This is a genomic window from Bradyrhizobium sp. 191, from assembly GCF_023100985.1.
Lineage (GTDB): Bacteria > Pseudomonadota > Alphaproteobacteria > Rhizobiales > Xanthobacteraceae > Bradyrhizobium > Bradyrhizobium diversitatis.
This window is the reverse complement of record NZ_CP064692.1, coordinates 7,288,134-7,310,926: the sequence shown is the minus strand read 5'-3', so window position 1 is coordinate 7,310,926 and position 22,793 is coordinate 7,288,134. Positions and strand designations below refer to the sequence as shown.

Below are 22,793 nucleotides of genomic sequence, written 5' to 3'. Positions count from 1 at the left end.
GGTATCGCGGCCGACGAGGCCCCGGCAAGACACCTCCGCGCGAGGATTCCCAAAACGTTCTCGATCGATCGAGATGGCCTTAGGCGACGAAGCGCGGCTGTTCCGTCACGTTCCCGCCGGGCAGCACCGCGCCAACCGCCCTGATGCTGTCGATAAAGATCCGCGCCGAGGCTTCCCAGGTGTAGTTGGCGGCGAACGCGACGCAGTCCTGCCGACAGACGTCGAGCGCGGCGAAGCAGGCACTGCCCAGATCGTGATCGAGCGCGCCCACCGGCGCATCGCCGATCACGTCGCGGGGGCCTTTCACCGGAAAGGCCGCCACCGGCAGCCCGCTGGCGAGCGCTTCCAGGAGGACGAGGCCGAACGTGTCGGTCTTGCTGGGGAACACGAACACGTCGGCGGCCGCGTAGATGTCCGCCAGCGCCTCGCCCTGCTTCTCGCCGAGGAAGATCGCATCGGGATAGGCCTCCTCCAGCGAGGCCCGCGCCGGGCCGTCACCGACGATGACCTTGGTGCCGGGCAGATCGAGGTCGAGGAAAGCCTCGAGATTCTTCTCCACCGCGACCCGGCCCACCGACAGGAACACCGGTGCCGGCAGGCAGAGATCGATGGCACGGGGATGGAACAGGCCGGTATCGACCCCGCGCGGCCACAGCACGACATTGTCGAAACCGCGGTCGGTCAGCTCGCTGGCCAGCGCCGGGGTTGCCGCCATCACGGCACGGCTGGGCGCATGGAAACGGCGCAGCGCGTGCCAGATCAGCGAGCCCGGCACCGGCACGCGGGCGCGGACATATTCCGGGAAGCGCGTGTGGAAGCTGGTCGTGAACGGCAGCTTGCGCTGGCGGCAATAGCGGCGGACCATCAGTCCGATCGGCCCTTCCGTCGCGATGTGGATGCTGTCCGGACGCGCTTCCTCGATCAGCCTTGCGATCCGGGCCGGGCGCGGCATGGCCAGCCGCACGTCGCGATAGCTCGGCATCGCGAAGGTGCGGAACGATTGCGGCGTCAGGAACGCGAATTCGACGCCAAGACCTTCAACGCTAAGCCCTTTCGCGGCGTCGGCGAGCTTGGTCAGCGTCCGAACCACACCGTTGACTTGCGGGTGCCAGGCGTCGGTCGCAACCAGGATGCGCATCAGGCGGCCCTTGTCATGCAGCTCTTGCCGCGACCTGCGGGACCGCCGCCGGCTTTTGCAGATGATCCGCCCAGGTGATGATCTCGAAATGGCCGTCGTCATGCTCGACCAGGGCCGTGCAGCTCTCGACCCAGTCGCCGCAATTCATGTAGCGGATGCCGGCCTCGTCGCGGATCACGGCGTAGTGGATGTGGCCGCAGATCACGCCGTCGGCATCGTGGCGCCGCGCCTCGGCGGCGAGCGCCTGCTCGAACGCGCCGATATAGTTGACGGCGTTCTTGACCTTCTGCTTGGCCCATTGCGACAACGACCAATAGGGCACTCCGAACAGGCGGCGAAAGAAGTTGACGAGGCGATTCATCTGGATCGCGAAGTCGTAGGCCTTGTCGCCGAGATGGGCGAGCCAGCGCGCATTCTGCACCACGAGATCGAAGATGTCGCCGTGGATGACGAGATAGCGCTTGCCGTCGATGCCGGTGTGAACCGTGTTCTCGACGACGTCGATGCCGCCGAAATGCGTGCCGTAATAGTTGCGCAGGAACTCGTCGTGATTGCCGGGGATGTAGATGATCTTGGCGCCCTTGCGCGCCTTGCGCAGCAGCTTCTGGACGAGGTCGTTGTGCGACTGCGGCCAGTGCCAGCTCGATTTCAGCGCCCAGCCATCGACGATATCGCCGACGAGATAGATCGTGTCGGCATCGTGGTAGCGCAGGAAGTCGAGCAGTAGATCGGCTTGAGAACCGCGGGCTCCGAGATGGACGTCGGAGATGAACAAGGTGCGAAAGCGCCGCTCCGGGCTCTCGTCACTCACAGCGTAACTTCCCATGCGCCAGCCTGTAACAATGTCCCGTGACAGGGGGATGACCGATTGAACCTTGAGGCACCTCAGCTACGAATCAAACTTCGCCTCGCCCTCCCCGCGAATATCAGTCGCATGCGACAATCAGGCGACACGGCGCCGCAGAAGGTGATCGTCATGCCCGGGCTTGTCCTGGCTTGTCCCGGGCATCCACGTTCTTCGTGCTGCGTGGCAAGCGTGGATGGCCGGGACAGGCCCGGCCATGACGATGTGGGGCTAGCGTGCCCCCAAAGTGCACCGCCGCGGCGCTCCCGCGCGCGGCAGCCTCAGTAGAACCTGTGGAAATGATGGATCGGCCCATGGCCGTGGCCGACGCTGAAGCGGTCGGCGGCGCCGATCGCGGCGCTGATCCAGGCCTTGGCATTGCGCACGGCGTTTTCCAGATCCTCGCCCCTGGCCAGTCCCGCAGCGATCGCCGAGGACAGCGAGCAGCCGGTGCCATGGGTGTTGCGGGTGGCGATGCGCGGCGCGGCGAGCGCGATCGTGCTGTCCGCACCGACCAGATAGTCGATGCTCTCCGCGCCCTCGCCGTGCCCGCCCTTGACCAGGACGGCGCGGCAGCCGAGCGCCAGCAGGCGGCGCCCCTGGCTTTCGATCTCGGCCTCGCTTGCCGCGACCGGCTCGTCGAGCAGAGCCGCGGCCTCCGGCAGGTTGGGCGTGATCACGGCGGCGAGCGGTATCAGCCTGGTGCGCAGGGCGTCGACGGCTTCCGCAGCCAGCAGGCGGTCGCCGGAGGTCGCGACCATGACGGGATCGAGCACGACATGCCCCGGCGCCCAGCGCGACAGCGCGGCGGCGATGGCATCGATGCTGGCGACCTGGGCCACCATGCCGATCTTCACCGCGCCGATGTCGAGATCGGAGAACACCGCATCGATCTGTCCGGCGACGAACGCGGCCGGCACCGGGTGGATGCCGGTGACGCCGCGCGTGTTCTGCGCCGTCAGCGCCGTGATCACGGAGGCGCCGTAGACGCCGAGCGCGGCAAAGGTCTTCAGGTCCGCCTGGATGCCGGCGCCGCCGCTCGAATCGGAGCCGGCGATGGTGAGTGCGACCGGGGTCGTCATGACGATTTTCCGCGTTTTCGGGCCATGAGCCCTCTTAGCAAGCTCGCGCCGAACCCAGCAAGTTCGCTTGCTAAATCCGGCCGGTTTTGGCCTATTAGCCGGAAGAATACGCTCTCGGAGTGCCTGCGATGGTTCCCTTTTTCGTCCAGATCAAATGCAAGCTCGGCCAGTCCTATGTGGTCGCCAACGCGCTCGCCGAAGCCGAGATCGCCTCCGAGATCTACTCCACGGCCGGCCAATACGACCTGCTGGTGAAGTTCTACGTCGACAAGGACACCGACATCGGCCATTTCGTGAACGAGAAGGTGCAGGTGCTGCCGGGCATCCAGGACACCCTCACCATCATCACCTTCAAGGCGTTCGGCACCGGTTAGCTTGAGCTAGCTGTCCAGCTTGCGTTTCGGCGGCGTCGGCCCGTCCACCGGCGGCAGCGATTTGAGGTACTCCGCCATCGCGGCGAGATCCGCGTCCGGCAATTGCGAGACGTTCTTGATCACGCGCGTCATCGCGCCGCCGGCGCTGTCGCCATCCGGCAATTCACCGGACTTGAGGAAATAGGCGAGATCCTTCGTGCTCCACTCGCCAAGGCGCTTCTGGGTGATGTTCGGAACCCATCCCTCGCCTTCCGGATTCGGACCGCCGGCAAAGCGCTGGCCAGCAATGATGCCGCCGAGCGCATTGCGCGGGCTGTGGCACTCGGCGCAATGGCCGAAGCTGTTGACGAGATAGGCGCCGCGATTCCACTGCGGCGACTTGCTGGCGTCGGCGACGAAGGGCTTGCCGTCCATGAACAGGAACTTCCAGATGCCGATGTTGCGCCGGATGTCGAAGGGAAAGCTCACCTCGTGATCACGCACCTTGCCTGCAACCGGCGGCAGCGTTTTCAGATAGGCAAAGAGATCGAGCACGTCCTCCCGCCTCGCGTGCTGGTAGGAGGTGTAGGGAAAGGCCGGAAAATAGTGCTGGCCCGATGGCGAGACCCCGTGCATCACCGCGTTGACGAAATCGGCGTCCGTCCATTTGCCGATGCCGTCGTTCGGATCGGGTGAGATGTTCGGTGCGTAGAACGTTCCGAACGGCGACTTGATCGCGACGCCGCCACCAAGCCTGAGGCGATCGGGCTGATTGGGAACGGCATGGCAGGACGCGCAGCCGCCGGCGTTGAACATCACCTCGCCATTGGCGAGATCGGGCGCGCGGCCCGGGATGGCGCTCGCAGCCGCCACCACCGGCGCACTGAGCCACCAATAAAGGCCGGCAGCGGCGACCGCGACGAGCAGCGCCACCAGAATTGTTCGTTGCAACATGCGCACCTATTCACTCGTTGCGGCGAACTTACGACCGATGTCGTCGCGGCTCCAGCCACGAAGAATTTAGCCCGCCCTGGCCGGAGGCCGGAATAAACTGAAATGCCGGCTGTTGGAAGTTTGGCAGCCCCTTCGGGTTCAACAGGGAGAATCTCATGAACAAGTCCGTCATTGCCGTGTTCGCGCTCGGTGCCGTTGCCTTTGCAGGGTCCGCCAACGCCGAAAAGCTGAAAGCAACGCTCGACGGCAAGGCCGAGGTGCCGGCGACGACCAGCAGCGCCACCGGAACGGCCGATCTCAACTATGATGCCGCCAGCAAGAAACTGTCCTGGACCGTCACCTATTCCGGCCTCTCCGGGCCCGCCACTGCGGCGCATTTCCACGGCCCTGCCGAGGCCGGCAAGAACGCAGGCGTTGCCGTCCCGATCCCGAACGCGGCCTCGAGCCCGGTCAAGGGCGAAGCGACCCTGACCGACGCGCAGGCCGCCGATCTGCTCGGCGGCAAGTACTACATCAACATCCACACCGCGGCGAACCCGGGCGGCGAGATCCGGGGACAGGTGACGAAGTAAGCCTCGAGGCGCTTCGTCGCGCGAAGGCCGGGCGCTGGAGGGGCGTCCGGCCTTTTCGATTCCGGGGGCGCCCATTGCCGATCCTCGTTCACCTCTCCCGCTTGCGGGAGAGGTCGGCGCGAAGCGCCGGGAGAGGGCTTCCTCCTCTTGGGGATTGTCCCATTGAGGATACACCCTCTCCCCAACCCTCTCCCGCAAGCGGGAGAGGGAGCGCACCACCGTCGCCGCAACATCGCGGCCTCATCTCATCATGCTCAAGCCGCGTTCAGCGCCTGCGCGAGGTCGGCGATCAGGTCCGACGGGTTCTCGATGCCGATCGACAGTCGGATCGTGGAATCGAGGACGCCGATCTTGCGGCGGATGTCGGCGGGGACGCCGGAATGGGTCATGGTTGCGGGCAGGCTCGCAAGCGATTCCGTTCCGCCAAGGCTCACCGCCAGCTTGAGGATCTGCAGCGCGTTGAGGAACTTGACCGCCGCCTCCTTGCCGCCTTCGATGTCGAAGGAGAAGGTGGATCCGGCGCCGAGACACTGCCTCGCAAACGCGCGCCCGGCCGGCGAGTCCTCCTCATGATGACCGAGGTAATGGACCTTGGCGACCTTCGGATGATCGCGCAGGAAGTCCGCCACGAGGCGCGCATTGTCGTTGGCCTTCTCCATCCGCAGGCTCAGCGTCTCCAGCGAGCGGTTGATCATCCAGCAGGAATGCGGATCGAGCTGGGTCCCGATGGCGCCGCGCAAGGCCTTGATGCCCTTCATGATCGCCTTCGATCCGAGCGCGGCGCCCGCGATCAGGTCGGAATGACCGCCGACATATTTGGTCAGCGAATACAGCGAGAGGTCCGCACCATGCTCGATCGGCCGCTGAAACACCGGTCCGAGCAGCGTATTGTCGCAGGCGATGACCGGTGTGTGGCCCTGCGCCTTTCCGATCGCGTCGGCAACACGGCGGATCATTGCGATGTCGACCAGGCCGTTGGTCGGATTGGCGGGCGTCTCGATCAGGATCATCGAGACCCGCCCCTTGCCCATGGCCTCCTCCGCAGCCTGCCTGACCGCCGTCTCGTCGATGCCGTCGGCAAAGCCGACGGCTCCGATCGACAGGCGCGCAAGCGTGTTCGTCAGCAGGGTTTCCGTCCCGCCATAGAGCGGCTGCGAGTGCAGGATGACGTCGCCGGGGCGAACGAAGGCCAGGATCGTGGTTGAGATGGCCGCCATGCCGGATGAGAACAGCGCACAACTCTCCGTGCGCTCGTAGATCGCGAGCCTGTCCTCGACGATTTCGCTGTTGGGATGATTGAAGCGCGAATAGACGAGGCCCGCGCCCATGCCTTCCGGCGGCTCGCGCCGGCCGGCGACGTAGTCGAAGAAGTCCTGCCCGTCCTCGGCCGTCTTGAACACGAAGGTGGAGGTCAGAAACACCGGCGGCTTGATGGCGCCTTCGGACAGTTGCGGATCATAGCCATAGGTCAGCATCAAGGTTTCCGGATGCAGCATATGGTTGCCGATATGGGTCTTGGACGGAAACGGTTTTGCCATGGCCTGTCTCGCTGTTGATACAATTCCGCGCCGGGCGTTGGAACTCATGATGTCATGAGGCGGTCAGGCGCGAGAGGCGCCGGCTCCAACAGCTCACATCGATGCTGCGGCGGCTGGTGCTGAAGATAACCGCTCTCGCGGCGATCCGTCAGGCCTTGCGAATAGAATTCCTGTTGCTGAACGGCAATGCAAAAGAGGGCGAGTGCTTTCGCGACCGCCCTCTTTTGGTCCTGTAACCAGATGCAGCGAAGCGCGATCGGGACTGGCTCTATGCCCAGCTATTTCAACTTCACCCGATAGGTCTCGTGGCATTCGTTGCAGCGATCGTTGATCGTATTATAGGCCGCCTTCAGGCTCGCGACATCCTTGATCTTGCCCTTGACGTCGGCGATCGCCTTCTGCACCGGAGGAATCTTGGAGTCGAAATCGGCCTTGTTCTGCCAGATCTTTTGCGATGAACCATAGGTCGCGTTCACCACGTCCTGCTTGGGATTGATCTCGAAGGTCTTGGCGATCTTGGCGACATCGGCCTCGATGCTGGCGATGGCCTGATCGGCAGCTTTCTTGTCGAAGGGGATATCGCCCTTGCTCATCTTCTGCAGGACGCCATACTGGTTCTTGGCGATCGATTTCATAAGATTGTCCTGCTGGACGGCAATCTCCTGCTGCGCCATGACGGCGCCCGCGCCCAATACGAGGGCGCCCGCGACAATCATCGTCCGTTTCATTGGTCCGTTTCTCCGGCTCTCGAGACGTTCAGGGAATGAGGCTTCGCCGGCTTCGCGTGAAGCCGGAGCCCATCAGGTGTAGAACCCCGCGCGACGCGTTTATTCCCGTGCGCGCGGAGATCGGGCTCACAGGCTGTGGCGGCGATGGTGCTCGTTGATTGCGATCCACACCCGCTCCGGCGTTGCCGGCATGTCGATGTGGTCGATCTTGTATTCGCGCCAGAGCGCGTCGACGATGGCGTTGACGATCGCCGGGCAGGAGCCGATCGCGCCGGCCTCGCCCGCCCCTTTCACCCCCATCGGATTGGTCTTGCAGGGGATGTTGTTGGTCTCGAACACGAAGGCCGGCCCGTCCGCCGCACGCGGCAGCGCGTAGTCCATGAAGGTCGCGGTGATGAGCTGGCCATCGGTGGCGCCATACACCACCTGCTCCATCAGCGCCTGGCCGATGCCCTGCATGGCGCCGCCATGGACCTGTCCCGCCAGCAGCAGCGGATTGAGCGTCTTGCCGAAATCGTCGACGATCACGTAGTTGACGATCTTGATGATGCCGGTGGCCGGATCGATCTCGACCTCCGCGACATGGGTGCCGTTCGGATAGGTACCGTCGGCGCTGGCAAAGGTCGCGCTGCCGTTCAGCTTCGATGGATCGACGCCGGGCCGCTTGGCGAGACCGGCGAATGAGATCGAGCGGTCGGTGCCGGCGATGCGCACCACGCCCTCGGAGATCTCGAGGTCGCCCGCGCTGGCTTCCAGCGCCTGCGCCGCGATCTCCTTCAGCCTCGAACCGAGCTCGCGCGTGGCGCGCTCGACGCTGACGCCGCCGGAGGGGATCGAGGCCGAGCCGCCGGTGCCGAGGCCGGTCGCGATCTCGTCGGTATCGCCCTGGCGAACATGCACGCGCTCGGGCGCGACGCCGAACTGCTCGGCGACGATCTGCGCATAGGCGGTCTGGTGTCCCTGCCCGCTCGATTGCGTTCCGATCAGCACGGTGACGTCGCCATTGGCATCGAGCCGCACATTGGCGGTCTCCTCGCCCATGGTGCCGCACACCTCGACATAGCTCGCAAGGCCGATGCCGCGGATCAGGCCATGCTTCTTGGCGAGCTTCGCGCGCTTGGGAAACTCCTTCCACTCGGCGATCTCCATCGCGCGCTTCAGATGCGCGGCGAAGTCGCCGGAATCATAGACCTTGCCGGTGGCCGTCTTGTAGGGCAGCGCCTTCGGCGGGATGAAGTTCTTGCGGCGGATCGCATCCGGCGTCATGTCGAGCTTTCGCGCGCAGGCATCGACCAGGCGCTCGATGACATAGGCCGCCTCAGGCCGGCCGGCGCCGCGATAGGCATCGACCGGAACGCTGTTGGTGAAGATGGTGCGCACCCGGCAGTGGAACGCCTGGATGTCATAGAGGCCCGGCAGCATGCCGGCGCCGCCATGGGGAATGTAGGGCCCGAAGGTGGACAGATACGCGCCCATGTCGCCCATCAGGTCGCAATCCATCGCCAGGAACTTGCCGTCCTCGGCCAGCGCCATCTTCGCGGTGGTGACGTTGTCGCGGCCCTGCGCGTCGCCCATGAAATGCTCGGTGCGGTCGGCCGCCCATTTCACCGTCTTCTTCAGTTTCTTGGCCGCGACCGCCATCAGGGCGTATTCGCGGTACGGGAACAGCTTCGTGCCGAAGCCGCCGCCGACATCGGGACAGATCACCCGCATCTTGTCGGTGGGAATGCTGAGCACGTTCTGACACAGGATGTCGCGTAGCCGGTGGCTGCCCTGGCTGCCGATGGTGAGCGTCAGATGGTCGCGCTTGGCGTCATATTCGCAGACGGCCGCGCGCGTCTCCATGAAGCTCGCGACCACGCGCGGATTGACGATCGAGATTTCAGCGACCGCATGCGCCTTGGCGAAGGCGGCTTCCGTCGCGGCCTTGTCGCCGATCGAGACATCGAACAACACGTTGCCGGGCTTGTCCGGCCAGACCTGCGCCGCCCCCTTCTTCACGGCGTTGACGACGCCGGTCACCGCCGGCAGCGGGCTCCATTTGACCTCGATCGCCTCGATCGCGTCGCGGGCCTGGTCGATGGTCTCGGCGACGACGAAGGCGATGGCATCGCCGACATGGCGCACCTCGTCCTTGGCGAGGATCGGGTAAGGCGGGCCGGTGAACGGATCGGTCTCGAGATTGAACAGGCAGGGCAGATTGCCGAGATCCGCAACGTCCTCGGCGGTCAGAATCAGCGCGACGCCGGGCAGCCCGCGGGCCCGGCTCGCATCGATGGTGTATTTGGCATGCGCATGCGGCGAACGCAGCATCAAGCAGCGCAGCGCAGCCTGCGGCGCGTAATCGTCGGTGTAGCGGCCCTTGCCGCGGATGAGCGCGTCATCCTCCTTGCGCAGCACGCTTTGGCCAACGCCGAACTTGATGGGAGCCGCCATTGTCTTTTCCCGTTCTCATGGTTGTTTTGCGGGCCATATTGCCGTGGAAAAACTGGCAAGGCAAACGGGTTTAGGCATGCGCGTTGGCCGAAGGCCGAAGAGAGCGCCGCACACACGTCATGGCGCAGACTGTCGCATGGCTCTTGGAGGATAGGATCGCGCCGCAATACAAGGCCCTCCCCCTGAGAGCCCGCCAAAGGCGGGCATCTCGAAGGATCGGCCGCAAAGCGACCCGCCAAGCTCCTCGACGAGTTACATCCCACCACGGCTCAATAGATACCTCGTGCTATCTCTGAGCCTGTCGATGGCGCGCTCAGGTGCGATGGAGTCGATCTCACAGCGCGTCAGGCCGATATCCAAAAGCTCCCTGTCGCTCAGGTCCTGCAAGGTGGTTTGTGGGCGGTGGCGCCAGCGCCACTCCTGATATGCACGCCAGTATTGCGTGAGGAAGCCCCGCACATCTGGCGTCGTGACGAGGTCGAGGCGGAGCCTCGCGGCATCGCCCGCTGGGTCGGCCGTGCTGTTGGTCAGTTGAGGTGGCATCGAATGCTCCTGCTGTTGAGCCGGCAGCGAGCGTGGCCAAAGAAAAGGCCCCGTCCGATGCCGGCGGGGCCTGGTGGAAAAGATGTCGTCGAATTCCTAGCGCACGACTCCTCCCACCGCCCAGCCGAAACGGGTGATGTGATTGCGGTTGAGTTTGCGCGACGATTTGATCATGAAGCGCTGATACCACGGCAATCGCGCAAAATCAAGAGATGTACGGATTCTGGTTGCAGCCTGGAGGCGAGCACCCCGCTCGTCTAACCGCGCACCAGCGACACCAGCCAGCTGCGGCCGAACAGGATGAGGATCGCGAGGGAATAGACGATGGTGCCGCCGACCGCGAGCAGAACCAGCATCAATTCGTCCCGGAAGTGCATCGCGCCCAACAAAGGACCACCGAAGCGCGCGATCAGCCAGAAGGCGACGGCGAGGATAATGCCGGTCAGCAAGAATTTCGAAAGCGACATCAGCCAGCCGCGATCCAGCACGAGGAAACCTCGCCGCACGGCGAAGAACAGCACCAGCAAGAGATTGGTCCAGACCCCGACGGCAGTTGCGAGCGCGAGGCCGATCTGCGCGAGCGATCCCATCAGGGCGACCTTCAGCGCGACGTTGACTGCGATGCCGGTCAGCGATGCGCGAACCGGCGTCGCCGTATCCTTGCGCGCATAGAAGGTCGCGACCGCACTGCGGATCAGAACGAAAGGAATGAGGCCGATGGCATAGGCCGCGAGTGTGCCGCCGGCGGCGACGGCATCGGCCTTCGAGAATGCGCCGCGGGCGAACAGCGCACGCATGATCTCGTCGGGCACGGTGAGGAAGGCCGCCACGAACGGGATCGAGAACAGCAGCGTGAAATCGAAGGCGCGACGTTGCGCCTTCATCGCGCCGTCATGGTCGTTGGCGGTGATCCGCCGTGACATCTCCGGCAACAGCACCGTGCCGATGGCGATGCCGATGACCCCGATCGGCAGCTGGTTGAGACGGTCGGCGTAGTAGAGCGCCGACAGCGCGCCTGCGGGCAGGAAGGTCGCGATGATGGTGTCGGCGAACAGCGCGACCTGCGTGCCCATCGAGCCCAGGGTCGCAGGTCCAAGCGCCTTGAAGAAGCCGCGGACGTCTTCGTCGAGCTTCAGCGGTGCGAAGCGCGGCAGGCCGCCGTGGCGGGCGAGATCGCCCGCCAGCAGGAAATATTGCAGGAAGCCCGAGATGAGCACGCCCCAGGCCGCGGCGTGGCCAGCGGTCGGAAACCACGCGGCGAGCGCCAGCGTCATCATCATCGCGACGTTGAGGAAGATCGACGCCGCCGCGGCGCTGGCAAAGCGCTGCATCACGTTGAGCATGCCGCCATAGAGCGTCACCAGCGTGATCAGCAGCAGATAGGGAAAGGTGATCCGGGTCAGCTCGATCGCGAGCTTGCGCTGCTCGGCGTCGTCGCTGAAGCCCGGCGCGAGGATGCTCATGGCCTGCGGCATGAACAGCCAGGCGACGATCAGCAGCACCACCTGCGAGGCCAGCAGCAACGTGAAGATGCGGTCGGCGAACAGGCTTGCCGCCGCCTCCCCCTTCTCGCCATGGACATGGGCATAGGCCGGCACCCAGGCCGCGTTGAAGGCGCCCTCGGCGAAGATCGCGCGGAAATGGTTGGGCAGCCGCAGCGCCACGAAAAAGGCATCGGCGACGGGACCGGCGCCGAGGATCGCCGCGAGCATGATGTCGCGGGCAAATCCCGTGACCCGCGAGAGCAGCGTGTATCCGCCAACCGTGAAGATGCGTCCGAGCATGCGTCCTTTGTAGAGCGTTATCGAGCGAGCGATAAGTCTGTCAGCTCCGATGAGGCGGAAAATCGGCCACTCGGCTGTCGCCTCTTCGAAGCGGCCCCCGATGATGGATCAGGTTCGGCTGAAGGGATCGAGGACCGTCACGCCGGCAGGTCTGAAGTCGGAGACGTTTCGGGTGACCACCGTAAAGCCATTTTCCAGCGCAGTGGCCGCGATCATGAGATCGGCGCTGTCGTTGCCAAGAGCAGCGCTGAGTGCGCCCCAACGACGTGCTGCGCGCAGATCGAATGGTACAATCCGCTCGCCATAGAGGTTCACCACCTGATCCAGCCAGGCAGCAAGCGCCGTCGCAAAGCCCGGATCAGCTGCGCGTTGTCGGACGATGCCGCGCTCGATCTCGCCAATGCTGACGACACTCAGAAAAAGATCGGCGGTACGTTGGCGCTCGAACCACCTGACGACCCCCGGATCACGTTCGCGTCTGCGCAACTCGGACAATATGACCGTGTCAATCAGAAACATCAGATTCCGGGCTCGCGCATCCGGACTTTCGCCTGCGGAAATTCTCGGTCATCCTGAGGGATCGCGAGCAGCACGTCCGCAAAGGAGGGAGCCTGGGCGCGCTCAAGGCGCCGCAAGCGCTCATACTCGTTGATGTCGACCACCATGACCGCGGGCGTGCCATGCTTGGTGACCACCTGCGGCGCGCGCCGCGCCGCCTCGACGACCTCGCTGAACCTATTTTTGGCGTCCTGTATGGACCACTGGCGCCGCGACATGGTCGACCCATTCTAGCTAGAAATTCTAGCTAGAATACAGAGCCCCCGGGTCGCCGTCAACGCGTGAAATCCGGCCTCCAAGTCACCCCGCCAGCGCGCCCTGCACGGCGGCGATGATTCGCTCTTGGTCGGCTTCGGTCACATAGGCATGCATCGGCAGGCTGATCACGTCCCGCGACAGGCTCTCGCAACCCGGCAGCCCGCCTTCCGCGACAGGATATTGCTTGTAGGCGGTCTGCTGATGCATCGACTTGCCGTAGTAGATCGCGGTCGGCACGCCCTGGGCCTTCAGCGCGGCGGCAAAGCCGTCGCGATCGGTCCCCTCAGGCAGACGGATGGTGTACTGCGCCCAGACCGAGGTATTGCCGGGGCTGAGGCGCGGCACGGTGACCACATTGGACAGGCCGCGCTCATAGCGCTCCGCGACCTTGTTGCGGGCGGCGATCTCGTCGTCAAAGATCCTCAGCTTCTCGATCAGCACCGCGGCCTGCATGGTGTCGATCCGGCCGGTCAGGCCGAGACGGACATTGTCGTACTTGTCCACGCCCTGCCCGTGCACGCGGATGCTGCGCAGCGTGGCCGCGAGCTCGTCGTCATCGGTGAAGATCGCGCCGCCGTCGCCGAAGCAGCCGAGCGGCTTGGCCGGGAAGAAGCTGGTCGCCGTGGCATGCGCGAGCGTGCCGAGCTTGCGCCCCTTGTAGCTCGCGCCAAACGCTTGCGCGGCGTCGTCGAGCACGAACAGGCCCTCGGCCTTGGCGATCTCGGCGATGGAGTCGTGATCGGCCGGCTGGCCGAACAGGTCGACCGGAATCACCGCGACGGGCTTGAGGCCGGCCTTGCGAGCGGTCGCGATGCCGCGCTTCAGCGATTCCGGGCTCATGTTGAAGGTCGCCTCGTCCACGTCGACATAGACAGGCGTCGCGCCGGTCCGCGCCACCGGCGAGGCGGTCGCGATGAAGGTGAAGGATGGACACAGCACGGCATCGCCGGGCCCGACATTCTTCGCCATCATCACCATCAGGATCGCGTCGGTGCCGCTGGCGCAGCCGATCACGTGCTTGGCGCCGCTGTAGGCCGCGAGCTGCTTTTCCAGCTCGAAGACCTCCGGGCCATTGACGAACTGGCAATGGTCGAGCACGCGCTTGACGGCGACATCGAGCGAAGCGCCGAGCCGGCGCCGCTGCGAGGCGACGTCGATGAAGGGAATGGGATCGGAACGCAGATGCTGGTTCATAGTCTGGTTCTTGGCGCCTTGTGACGTTTGAGCGGTCGACATGGAAAAGGGTCAGCCGGCGACGCGGCGCGGAGCCTTGCGGACAGGCGCCGTCGCCGCAGGCCGCGACGGCGTTTCGAGACATTGCGTGGCGATCTCGAGGCTGGCGACGCCTTCATCGCCCGTTACCGCCGGCGTATCGCCATGGCGCACCGCCTTGAGGAACGCGATCAGCTCGGCGCGCAGCGGCTCATCGTGGCCGACCGGCAGATGCCGCATCGAGTAGCTGCCGTCGGGCTTGAAGCCGAAGCACTCGGTGACCTGGCGCGTGAGCAGATCGCCCATCACGTATTTGCCGCGCGTGGCGACCGTGACGCTGCGCGCCTTGAACGGCGTCAGCCAGTTGGTGTTGATGTGGGCGAGCACGCCGTTGGCGGTGCGAAACTGCAGGAGCGCGATGTCCTCGCGCTCGGCGACGGCGCTCGACAATTGCGGCTGCACCTCGACGATGTCGGATTCGGTGAACCAGCGGATCAGATCGATGTCGTGCACGGCAAGGTCGATGACGACGCCGACATTGGACATGCGCGGCGGAAACGGGCCGACGCGCGTGATGGCGATGGAGAGAATGTCCTCGCCCGCAATGGCCTGCTTGACCGCGGCGACCGCCGGATTGAAGCGCTCGACATGGCCGACCATCAGCGTCACGCCGGCCTTCTGCGCCGCGGCGACGATCTCGCGGCCCTCTTCCACGGTGGAGGCGATCGGCTTCTCGACCAGCACGTGGATGTTCTTGGCGATGCAGGCGAGCGCGACCTCGTGATGCAGATGGGTGGGCGCGGCGATGGTCACGGCATCGACGCCTTCGGCGAAGAGCTGGTCGAGCGTCTCGAAGCTTTCGCAACCGGCGAGCTCCGTTGCCCGCGCACGATGTGCCGCCGAGGGATCGACGACGCCGACGAGGCTGACGCCGGGTAGACCCGCAAGCACGCGCGCGTGGTTGCTGCCCATCACGCCGGCACCAATGACGCCGACGCGCAAGCCGGCCTTCGCCGGTGCAGATCCTTTGGAACTCATCTGAGCAAACCCCGATTCAACCCAAATCCCCGGCGCCTCTCCTAGCACGACCGCCACATTTGTGGCGAATGCGGAGCTGGGAGCCCGGACACGATTTGATTCAAAAAGTTACACGTTCCCCGGGCCTTAAGCCGCAAAACATACCGTCTTCCCGGCCCGGGGCACATGATTCGGAGCTTGCTGGTTACGACCTTTGATAGTCGTCTTCAATCCGGATGATGTCGTCTTCCCCCAGATAAGAGCCGGTCTGGACCTCGATCAGCTCCAGCTGGATCTTGCCGGGGTTCTCCATCCGGTGCACGGCGCCCATCGGGATGTAGATCGACTCGTTCTCGTGCACCGTCTTCACGGCCTCGTTGACGGTGACCTGGGCCGTGCCCCGCACCACGATCCAGTGCTCGGCGCGATGATGGTGCTTCTGCAGCGACAGGCGCCCGCCCGGCTTCACCACGATGCGCTTGACCTGGTGACGCTCGCCATTGTCGACGGACTGATAGCTGCCCCAGGGCCGGTGCACCTTGAGATGCTCCTCGGTGACCTTCGGCGCGACCGCCTTCAGCTTGGTCACCAGGCGCTTCAGGCCGTTGGCATCCTTCTGGCGCGAGACCAGGATCGCGTCCGCGGTGGCGACCACGACGAGATCGTCGACGCCTTCGAGCGCGACCAGCGCGGCATCGGTCGTGACGTTGCAGTTGCGGGAGTCCTCGAACACGGCGGTGCCATGCGCCGCATTGCCCTGCGCGTCCTTCTCCGACAGCTCCCACACAGCGAGCCAGGAGCCGACGTCGGACCAGCCGCACGACACCGGCACCACGGCCGCGCGCGCGGTCTTCTCCATCACCGCATAGTCGATCGAGATCGCCTTCGCCGCGCCGAACGCCTCGGGCTCCAGCGTGACGAAGCCGAGATCGCGGCCGGCATTGCTGACGGCGCTGGTGACGGCCTCGACGCTTCCCGCATCGACCCTGCGATATTCGTCGAGCAGCACGGCGGCCGGGAACATGAAGTTGCCGCTGTTCCAGAGATAGCCCGAATTGACGTAGTCGGACGCCTTCACCGCGTCCGGCTTCTCGACGAAGCGCGCAACCGCATGCACCTCGCCGGAAATCACCTCACCCGGATTGATGTAGCCGTATTCGGTCGCCGGCCGCTCCGGCTTGACGCCGAAGGTGACGATGCGCCCGGCGCGCGCGGCGGTGAGGCCCTCGCGGCAGGCCGCGACGAAGGCGGCATCGTCCTGCACCACGTGGTCGGCGGCGAGAGCGAGCACGATCGCTTCGCTGTCGCGGTTCTGCGCGAACACCGCGCCCGCCGCGATCGCAGGGCCGGAATCGCGTCGCATCGGCTCGAGGATCACGTCGGCCTCGATGCCGATCTCGGCGAGCTGCTCCAGCACCATGAAGCGATAGGCCGCATTGGTGATGACGATCGGGCGATCGAACAGCGAGGGATCGGACACGCGCAGCAGCGTGTCCTGGAAGGTCGAGCGCGTGCCGAACAGCGGCAGGAACTGCTTGGGGCGAACCTCGCGCGAAGCGGGCCACAGCCGCGTGCCGGCACCGCCGCACATGATCAGGGGGATTATGCGTTTGTCCATCGTGATCTCAAACCTTGAAGTAGTCGCGATACCAGGTGACGAAATGATGGACCCCATGCTCGATCGGCGTTGACGGTGCAAAGCCGGTGTCGCGCATCAGATCCTCGACATCCGCGAACGTTTCCCGCACATCTCCCGGCTGCATCGGCAGCAATTCTTTGATCGCCGTCCGGCCCAGCTCCCGCTCCAGAAGACCGACGACGTGCATCAGCTCCTCCGGATGGTGGTTGCCGACATTGTAGAGCTTAAACGGCGCATTTGCGGCAGCCGGATCGTCCGCGGGCACAAGATCGATCAGCTTCGATACGACGCGGGTCACATCATCGATATAGGTGAAGTCGCGCCGCATCTCGCCATGGTTAAAGAGCCGGATCGGCTTGCCCGCCATGATGGCGTTCGCGAACAGAAATACGGCCATGTCGGGCCGGCCCCACGGGCCGTAAATGGTAAAGAAGCGCAGCCCAGTGACCGGCAGGCGGTAGAGATGGCTGTAGGACTGCGCCATCACCTCGTTCGCCTTCTTGGTCGCGGCATAGAAGCTCACGGGATGATCGGTGCGGTCCGCAACCGCAAATGGCAGTTTTGTGTTGGCGCCGTAAACGGAGGATGACGAGGCGTAGACGAGATGACGACAGCCGTTGTTGCGGCAGCCCTCCAGCACGTTGAGAAAGCCATGGAGATTGGAATCGGCATAGGCGTGCGGCTGCTCGATCGAGTAGCGCACGCCGGCCTGCGCCGCCATATGCACGACTTTGGCAAAACGATGTTGCGCAAACAACGCCGCCATCGCCTCGCGGTCGGCGAGGTCGGCCTCGACGAAGGAGAAGCGGGAATCGTCCCTGAGCAGCGCCAGGCGCGCTTTCTTCAGCGCCGGATCGTAATAGCTGTTGAGATCGTCGAGCCCGACGACGGGACGGCCTTCGCCCACAAGCTGCCGGGCGACGTGAAAGCCGATGAATCCGGCGGCACCCGTGACCAAAATCGCCTGATCCGTCATCCTGTTCCCTGGGGATCCCTCGCCCGGTCCTGTTTAGCCGCCAGCTCGATCGGGTCGCAATAGGCTCGCCGCTGCCCTCACAACACCCCAACGACGGCTATTGCAAGATCGGCGCCAAGACCATACCAAAGCGGCCGAATTCGGCGCCTCGCGTCGGGTTGCCTCAAATCTTCGCAAACCCTGTCCATGCGGGCGAGATGCGCCGAATCCTGTTGTCGACGGCCAAGATCATGATTTCCGCGGCGCTGCTCTATCTGGCGCTGCGCAAGGTGGACCTGTCCGAATTGTTTTCGCGCTTCACCGTCACCAGCCTGTTCTGGATCGGCGTCGCGATCGCGGTTGCGTTCCTGCAGATCTTCGTCGGCGTGCTGCGCTGGCGCCAGATCAGCGCCGTCTGCGGCGCGCCGCTCGAGCTCAGCCGCGCCATGCGCTACAACGTGATCGGCTCGTTCTTCAACCAGACCCTGCCGTCGGCGATCGGCGGCGATGCGGTCCGGCTCTGGCTGGTCGCGCGCGCCGGTGCCGGCTGGCGTGCGGCGACCTACTCGATCTTCGTCGACCGCGCGATCGGCCTGATCGCGCTCGCGGTTCTCATCGTCGCCAGCCTGCCCTGGAGTTACACCCTCATCACCGATCCGCACGGGCGCTCGGCGCTGCTGCTCATCGACCTCTTGGCGCTCGCCGGCGGCCTCGGCTTCCTGATTTTCGGCGCGCTGAAATGGCCCTGGCTGAAGACCTGGTGGGGCACGCATCACATTCACGCCTGCGCGGTGATCGCCAATCGCGTGATCTTCAGCGGCACCCGCGGGCCGATCGTCGCAATCCTGTCGGTCCTCGTTCACGTGCTGGCCGTCGTCATCGCCTGGTGCGTCGTGCGGTCGATTGCGGCCCCGGTTCGCTTCAGCGACGTCTTTCTGCTGGTGCCGCCGGTGATGCTGATCACGATGATGCCGATCTCGATCGCCGGCTGGGGCGTGCGCGAAGCCACGATGAGCCTTGCGTTCGGCTTCGCGGGACTTGCCGCCAACGAGGGCGTCAACGTCTCGCTGCTGTTCGGCGCCGTGTACTTCATCGTCGGCGCCGTCGGCGGCCTGGTCTGGATCCTCAGCGCGGAGAAGGCCGCGCAAGGCTCGGCCCCCATCGGAGTGCCGGAGTGAGCTCGACCACCGAAGCGCTCGCCGGCGCGCCCGTGCTGCTTGCCGTTGCGATCGCCGCGCTGATCTCGGCGCTCGTCACCTGGACCAGCCGTCCCCTGCTCCAGCGCTACGCGCTGGCGCGACCGAACGCGCGGTCCTCACATCGCATCCCGACCCCGCAGGGCGCGGGCATCGCGGTGATCGCCGCGACCCTGATCGTCGCCTCGCTCTGGGCCGTCTGGGCGAACGTCGCTATCCCGCCGGTGCTGATCGGCGCGACGGTGCTGATCGCGCTGGTCGGGTTTGCCGACGACATAAAGTCGCTGCCGGTGCTCGTGCGGCTGGTGCTGCAGGCAGCCTGCGTCGGCGCAGTGGTGTTCACCGCGCCGGAGACCGCACGCATCGTGCCGGCGCTGCCGCTTGCGCTCGAGCGCGGCCTCATCGTCCTTGCCGGAGTCTGGTTCGTGAACCTCGTCAACTTCATGGACGGGCTCGACCTGATGACGGTGGCGGAAGTCGTGCCGGTCACAGCGGCGCTGCTGCTGCTGGGAATGCTCGGGGATCTCTCGTGGCCGGCCGTGCTGATCGCCGCCGCGCTGTGCGGTGCCATGCTCGGCTTTGCGCCGTTCAACCGCCCGGTCGCAAGGGTCTTCCTGGGCGATGTCGGCAGCCTGCCGATCGGCCTCTTGCTCGGCTGGTGCCTGCTGGAGCTCGCCTTCCGGGGGCAGACGGCCGCAGCGCTGCTGTTGCCCGCCTATTATCTTGCGGATTCCACCATCACGCTGTTCCGGCGCATCATCAGGCGCGAACCGTTCTGGTCGGCACACCGCACGCACTTTTATCAGCGTGCAACCGACAACGGGTTCACGGTAAAGCGGGTGGTCGGCGAGGCATTCGCGCTCAATCTCGTGCTGGCATTGCTCGCCATCGTCACCGTTCGCGCCGGTTCGACGACGATCACGATCGTCTGCCTGTTCGCCGGCGCGTGCGCGGTCGGATTCGTGCTGCGCCGTTTCTCCCGGCCTCAGGGCTCCTGATCCGAGACCGCCAGGCGCAAGCCCTCCTCGAGGGTGACCTGCGGCTGCCAACCGGTTGCGATCGCCTTCGAAATGTCGAGCTCGAGCGAGCCGATCAGGCCGTCATGCATATCCTGCCGGCCCATCATGCGGAGGACCGCACTGAGCAGCTCTGGCGGCATGCGGAATAGCCGGCTGCTCCTGCCGGAGGCTCGCGCCAGACATGCGATGAATTCAGACGTCGAGACCCGCTCCCGGTCGGCCAACAGGAAGATCTCGAAATTGCCCCCCGGGTCGGGATGGCCGAGGCGGTGCAGGATGAACGACGACAGGTTCTGCACGGAGAGAAAGTTGCGGCGATTGCGGATTGCCGCGAACGGCAGCGGCAGTCCCACCCTCACCGCCCGTGCCAGCAGCGCGAAATTGCCCTTGGCGCCCGCGCCATAGATGAGCGGCGGCCTGATCACCGAGATCTTCATTCCGCTGTCGCGCGCCAGCGCGCTCAGGCCCGCCTCGGCCTCCGCCTTGGACGTGCCATAGAGGCCACGCGGCGTCGGAACATCGCTCTCGCGGAACGGCGCACGGCCTTCATTGGTGCGGCCGTGAACGAGGACGGTGCTGATGAAGATGAACTGGCGCACGCCGGCCGTCGCCGCGGAGCGCGCCAGATGCAGTGTGCCGTTGACATTGACGTCGCGGTAGAGCTGGGCCGCGTGTTCATCGTTCTTGTAGTGCACGCGCGCGGCGAGATGGATGACGGCGTCGACGCCTTCAAGCGCGGCCTGCCAGTCGGTTTCGGGGCCGATCGATCCGATCGGAACCTCGCCGTCGGTCCCATCCGCGCGGCGCACCGCGCGGCGGACCGACCACCCTGCCCGCGTCAGCGCAGGCACGATATGGCGGCCGAGGAAGCCGCTCGCTCCCGTCACCAGCGCGAGCGGCTTGGTCTCGCTCATCGTTGCTCCACCAGAACCGCGCTGCCCGACGATCCGCAGGCCGAAGCGGCACAGGCGACGATCTGGCCTCGACGCTGCATGGTCAGGCCGCCGTCGACCCGAATTCGGGCACCGCATCCTTCAGGATGGTCCTGATGGTGGCGCGATCGTCGCGGGCGATCGCCTGCTCCAGCGCAGCAATCCATTTGCGCAGCGTCTGCATCGGCGGCTCGTTCGGCTGCGCGGCCATGATGCCGGGAACACCGATCTCGCGGGTCGGCTCCTCGGAAGCGAACAGTATCTCGTGCAGCCGCTCGCCCGGCCGCATGCCGGTGAACACGATATCGATGTCGTAGCCCGGCTGCAGTCCGGAAAGACGGATCATGCGCTCGGCGAGATCGACGATCTTTACCGGCTGGCCCATGTTGAGCACGTAGACCGAGACGTCGGGGCGCTGCGTCCCGAGCGCATGCGTGGCCGCGGTGATGACGAGATCGCAGGCCTCGCGGATGGTCATGAAGTAGCGGACCATGTCGGGATGCGTCACCGTCACCGGGCCGCCGGCCTCGATCTGCGCCTTGAACTTCGGCACCACCGAGCCGTTCGAGGCCAGCACGTTGCCGAACCGGACCGAGATCAGCCGCATCGGCGGCTTGGCGCCGCCGCTGCCTGCGGCGAGCTCGTGATCCAGCGCCTGGCAGTACATCTCCGCGAAGCGCTTGGTCAGGCCGAGCATCGACACCGGCTCGATTGCCTTGTCGGTCGAGATCATCACCATCGCGCCGGCGCCAGCCGCCACGGCGGCATCCGCAACATTGATCGAGCCGAAGATGTTGGTCTTGACGCCTTCGCTCCAGTCGCGTTCGAGGATCGGAACGTGCTTGAGCGCCGCGGCGTGGAACACGATGTCCGGCCTGAACTCCGCCATCAGGCGCATGATGCGCTCGCGGTCGCGAATGTCGGCGATCCGCCCTTCGATCTCAGCTGCCGCCCCCCGCGCGGCGAGCGCTTCCGTGATCGCGTAGAGCGCGGGCTCGGAGTTTTCCGCGATCAGGAGCCGCGCGGCACCGAAGGCGACGACACGCTCGCAGATTTCTGCACCGATCGAGCCGCCGCCGCCGGTGACGATGACGGCCTTGCCCCTGATCAGCGCTTCCAGGCGCCCATAGTCGATCGTCTCGCTCGGCCGCAGCAGGAGGTCCTCGACCGCGACCGCGGTGAGCCGCGGCGTGTCGCCGCTCTCCAGCGAGGGCATGCGGTTGACGATCACTCCCAGCTTGCGCGCCCGCATCAGGATCGATTCGGGGTGTGCTTCCGGCTCGAATGCCGACGGTGTCATGATGAGGCGCGCGATCGCCTTGTTGCGCTTGGCGAAGTCCGCGATGACGTCCTCGACGTCGTCGATGCCGCCCAGCACCGGCAGGTTGCGGATGAACTGGCCGCGATCCGCCATCGAGGGCGACAATACGCCGACGGGCCAGATGTGCTTGATGGCCCCGCTCTCGATGCCGCGCAGCAGCACCTCCGCATCCGCGGCGCGGCCGATCAGCAGCGTCGGGGCGGCATCGTTGCCCTTCGCGTGACGCCGTACCCGCGTATAGCGGAAGTAGCGATAGGCCATGCGCAGCGCGCTGAGGAAGGCGATCTCCAGGAACCAGTAGAGAACGATCGTCACCTTGCCGAGGAAAAAGGCGCCGCGGACGTTGGGAGCAACGAAGATGTAGTCGAGCACGAGCAGGGCGACGGTGAGCACGGTCGCCGCGCGGATGATGTTCAGCGCATCCGGCAGCGAGATGAAGCGCCACTTCGTCGTGGTCAGGTTCAAGACGAAGAACACGACGACGCTGAAGGCAAGAAAATAGGGCAGGATCTGGAACAGCAGCGGCAAGCGCTCGAAGAAGTCTTCGCCGCCCTCGAATCGCAGATAGAAGGCGGCAAAAAGCGCGGCAGTGGTCGCCAGCAGGTCATGGAGCGCGATCAGGAAATTGCGCGAGGTAAGATGCGAAAGACGCGTCATCCGCCGACCGATAAAAACCCAGTTAGATGCAACCTGACCGCGCTGATAACCCATCTG

The 22,793-nt window shown here is 65.2% G+C and carries 21 protein-coding genes; 4 read left to right on the top strand and 17 right to left on the bottom strand.

Annotation, left to right across the window (positions count from 1 at the left end; genetic code table 11):
* Window positions 1-79: 79 nt before the first annotated feature.
* The 3 genes from IVB23_RS34245 to thiD form a co-directional block, all read right to left on the bottom strand.
* The gene (locus tag IVB23_RS34245) at window positions 80-1,138 is read right to left on the bottom strand and encodes a glycosyltransferase family 1 protein (protein ID WP_247801470.1); all 1,059 of its coding nucleotides are present in this window, start codon (window positions 1,136-1,138) and stop codon (window positions 80-82) included.
* Window positions 1,139-1,151: 13 nt separating this feature from the next.
* Window positions 1,152-1,964 carry a UDP-2,3-diacylglucosamine diphosphatase gene (locus IVB23_RS34240; RefSeq protein ID WP_061878886.1) on the bottom strand — a complete coding sequence of 271 codons (813 nt, stop codon included), beginning with the start codon at window positions 1,962-1,964 and terminating at the stop codon, window positions 1,152-1,154.
* A 299-nt stretch (window positions 1,965-2,263) separates the two neighbouring features.
* A complete protein-coding gene (gene thiD, locus IVB23_RS34235; RefSeq protein ID WP_247801469.1) occupies window positions 2,264-3,064 on the bottom strand; it encodes a bifunctional hydroxymethylpyrimidine kinase/phosphomethylpyrimidine kinase in 801 nt (266 codons plus the stop codon).
* A 128-nt stretch (window positions 3,065-3,192) separates the two neighbouring features.
* On the opposite strand from thiD, the gene IVB23_RS34230 reads away from it, so the two are divergent.
* Complete coding sequence (locus IVB23_RS34230) at window positions 3,193-3,438, top strand: Lrp/AsnC family transcriptional regulator (RefSeq protein WP_061878884.1); 246 nt, start codon at window positions 3,193-3,195, stop codon at window positions 3,436-3,438.
* A gap of 6 nt (window positions 3,439-3,444) precedes the next feature.
* On the opposite strand, the gene IVB23_RS34225 is transcribed toward IVB23_RS34230, so the two are convergent.
* Window positions 3,445-4,371 carry a cytochrome c gene (locus IVB23_RS34225; protein WP_247801468.1) on the bottom strand — a complete coding sequence of 309 codons (927 nt, stop codon included), beginning with the start codon at window positions 4,369-4,371 and terminating at the stop codon, window positions 3,445-3,447.
* Between the two features lie 155 nt (window positions 4,372-4,526).
* Here IVB23_RS34225 and IVB23_RS34220 point away from each other — a divergent pair, with 155 nt between their 5' ends.
* Window positions 4,527-4,943 carry a CHRD domain-containing protein gene (locus IVB23_RS34220; protein WP_028182282.1) on the top strand — a complete coding sequence of 139 codons (417 nt, stop codon included), beginning with the start codon at window positions 4,527-4,529 and terminating at the stop codon, window positions 4,941-4,943.
* Between the two features lie 254 nt (window positions 4,944-5,197).
* Here the strand turns inward: IVB23_RS34220 and IVB23_RS34215 are convergent, their stop codons facing one another.
* The 11 genes from IVB23_RS34215 to IVB23_RS34165 all read right to left on the bottom strand — a co-directional run bounded on the left by IVB23_RS34215 (window position 5,198) and on the right by IVB23_RS34165 (window position 17,632).
* Window positions 5,198-6,481, bottom strand: a complete 1,284-nt coding sequence (locus IVB23_RS34215; RefSeq protein WP_247801467.1) for a cystathionine gamma-synthase family protein — start codon at window positions 6,479-6,481, stop codon at window positions 5,198-5,200.
* A 278-nt stretch (window positions 6,482-6,759) separates the two neighbouring features.
* Window positions 6,760-7,209 (bottom strand): cytochrome c, encoded by a 450-nt coding sequence (locus IVB23_RS34210; RefSeq protein WP_247801466.1) that lies wholly within the window; start codon window positions 7,207-7,209, stop codon window positions 6,760-6,762.
* 126 nt (window positions 7,210-7,335) lie between these two features.
* A complete protein-coding gene (locus IVB23_RS34205) occupies window positions 7,336-9,645 on the bottom strand; it encodes a xanthine dehydrogenase family protein molybdopterin-binding subunit (RefSeq protein ID WP_247801465.1) in 2,310 nt (769 codons plus the stop codon).
* A 252-nt stretch (window positions 9,646-9,897) separates the two neighbouring features.
* Entirely contained in the window at window positions 9,898-10,188 is a 291-nt protein-coding gene (locus tag IVB23_RS34200; RefSeq protein WP_197966884.1) for a DUF1127 domain-containing protein, read from the bottom strand.
* A gap of 257 nt (window positions 10,189-10,445) precedes the next feature.
* A complete protein-coding gene (murJ, locus tag IVB23_RS34195; protein WP_247801464.1) occupies window positions 10,446-11,972 on the bottom strand; it encodes a murein biosynthesis integral membrane protein MurJ in 1,527 nt (508 codons plus the stop codon).
* 108 nt (window positions 11,973-12,080) lie between these two features.
* Window positions 12,081-12,491 (bottom strand): type II toxin-antitoxin system VapC family toxin, encoded by a 411-nt coding sequence (locus IVB23_RS34190; protein ID WP_061878877.1) that lies wholly within the window; start codon window positions 12,489-12,491, stop codon window positions 12,081-12,083.
* Entirely contained in the window at window positions 12,491-12,748 is a 258-nt protein-coding gene (locus IVB23_RS34185; RefSeq protein WP_247801463.1) for a type II toxin-antitoxin system Phd/YefM family antitoxin, read from the bottom strand. Before IVB23_RS34185 ends, IVB23_RS34190 begins: the two co-directional genes overlap by 1 nt.
* Window positions 12,749-12,830: 82 nt before the next feature.
* The gene (locus IVB23_RS34180; RefSeq protein WP_061878875.1) at window positions 12,831-13,982 is read right to left on the bottom strand and encodes a DegT/DnrJ/EryC1/StrS family aminotransferase; all 1,152 of its coding nucleotides are present in this window, start codon (window positions 13,980-13,982) and stop codon (window positions 12,831-12,833) included.
* A gap of 51 nt (window positions 13,983-14,033) precedes the next feature.
* A complete protein-coding gene (locus IVB23_RS34175; protein WP_247801462.1) occupies window positions 14,034-15,038 on the bottom strand; it encodes a Gfo/Idh/MocA family oxidoreductase in 1,005 nt (334 codons plus the stop codon).
* Between the two features lie 184 nt (window positions 15,039-15,222).
* Window positions 15,223-16,635, bottom strand: coding sequence for a mannose-1-phosphate guanylyltransferase/mannose-6-phosphate isomerase (locus IVB23_RS34170; protein WP_247801461.1), 1,413 nt, complete (start codon window positions 16,633-16,635; stop codon window positions 15,223-15,225).
* A gap of 7 nt (window positions 16,636-16,642) precedes the next feature.
* Window positions 16,643-17,632: an SDR family NAD(P)-dependent oxidoreductase gene (locus tag IVB23_RS34165; protein ID WP_247801460.1), complete on the bottom strand. Its 990-nt coding sequence runs from the start codon at window positions 17,630-17,632 to the stop codon at window positions 16,643-16,645.
* Between the two features lie 197 nt (window positions 17,633-17,829).
* On the opposite strand from IVB23_RS34165, the gene IVB23_RS34160 reads away from it, so the two are divergent.
* The gene (locus IVB23_RS34160) at window positions 17,830-18,789 is read left to right on the top strand and encodes a lysylphosphatidylglycerol synthase transmembrane domain-containing protein (RefSeq protein ID WP_247801459.1); all 960 of its coding nucleotides are present in this window, start codon (window positions 17,830-17,832) and stop codon (window positions 18,787-18,789) included.
* Window positions 18,786-19,805: a glycosyltransferase family 4 protein gene (locus IVB23_RS34155; protein ID WP_247801458.1), complete on the top strand. Its 1,020-nt coding sequence runs from the start codon at window positions 18,786-18,788 to the stop codon at window positions 19,803-19,805. The genes IVB23_RS34160 and IVB23_RS34155 overlap by 4 nt, the downstream gene beginning before the upstream one ends.
* Here the strand turns inward: IVB23_RS34155 and IVB23_RS34150 are convergent.
* Both IVB23_RS34150 and IVB23_RS34145 read right to left on the bottom strand, forming a co-directional pair.
* Window positions 19,793-20,740 (bottom strand): NAD-dependent epimerase/dehydratase family protein, encoded by a 948-nt coding sequence (locus IVB23_RS34150; protein ID WP_247801457.1) that lies wholly within the window; start codon window positions 20,738-20,740, stop codon window positions 19,793-19,795. The two genes, IVB23_RS34155 and IVB23_RS34150, sit on opposite strands and share 13 nt — an antisense overlap.
* 82 nt (window positions 20,741-20,822) lie before the next feature.
* The gene (locus IVB23_RS34145; protein WP_061878868.1) at window positions 20,823-22,736 is read right to left on the bottom strand and encodes a nucleoside-diphosphate sugar epimerase/dehydratase; all 1,914 of its coding nucleotides are present in this window, start codon (window positions 22,734-22,736) and stop codon (window positions 20,823-20,825) included.
* Window positions 22,737-22,793: the final 57 nt, after the last annotated feature.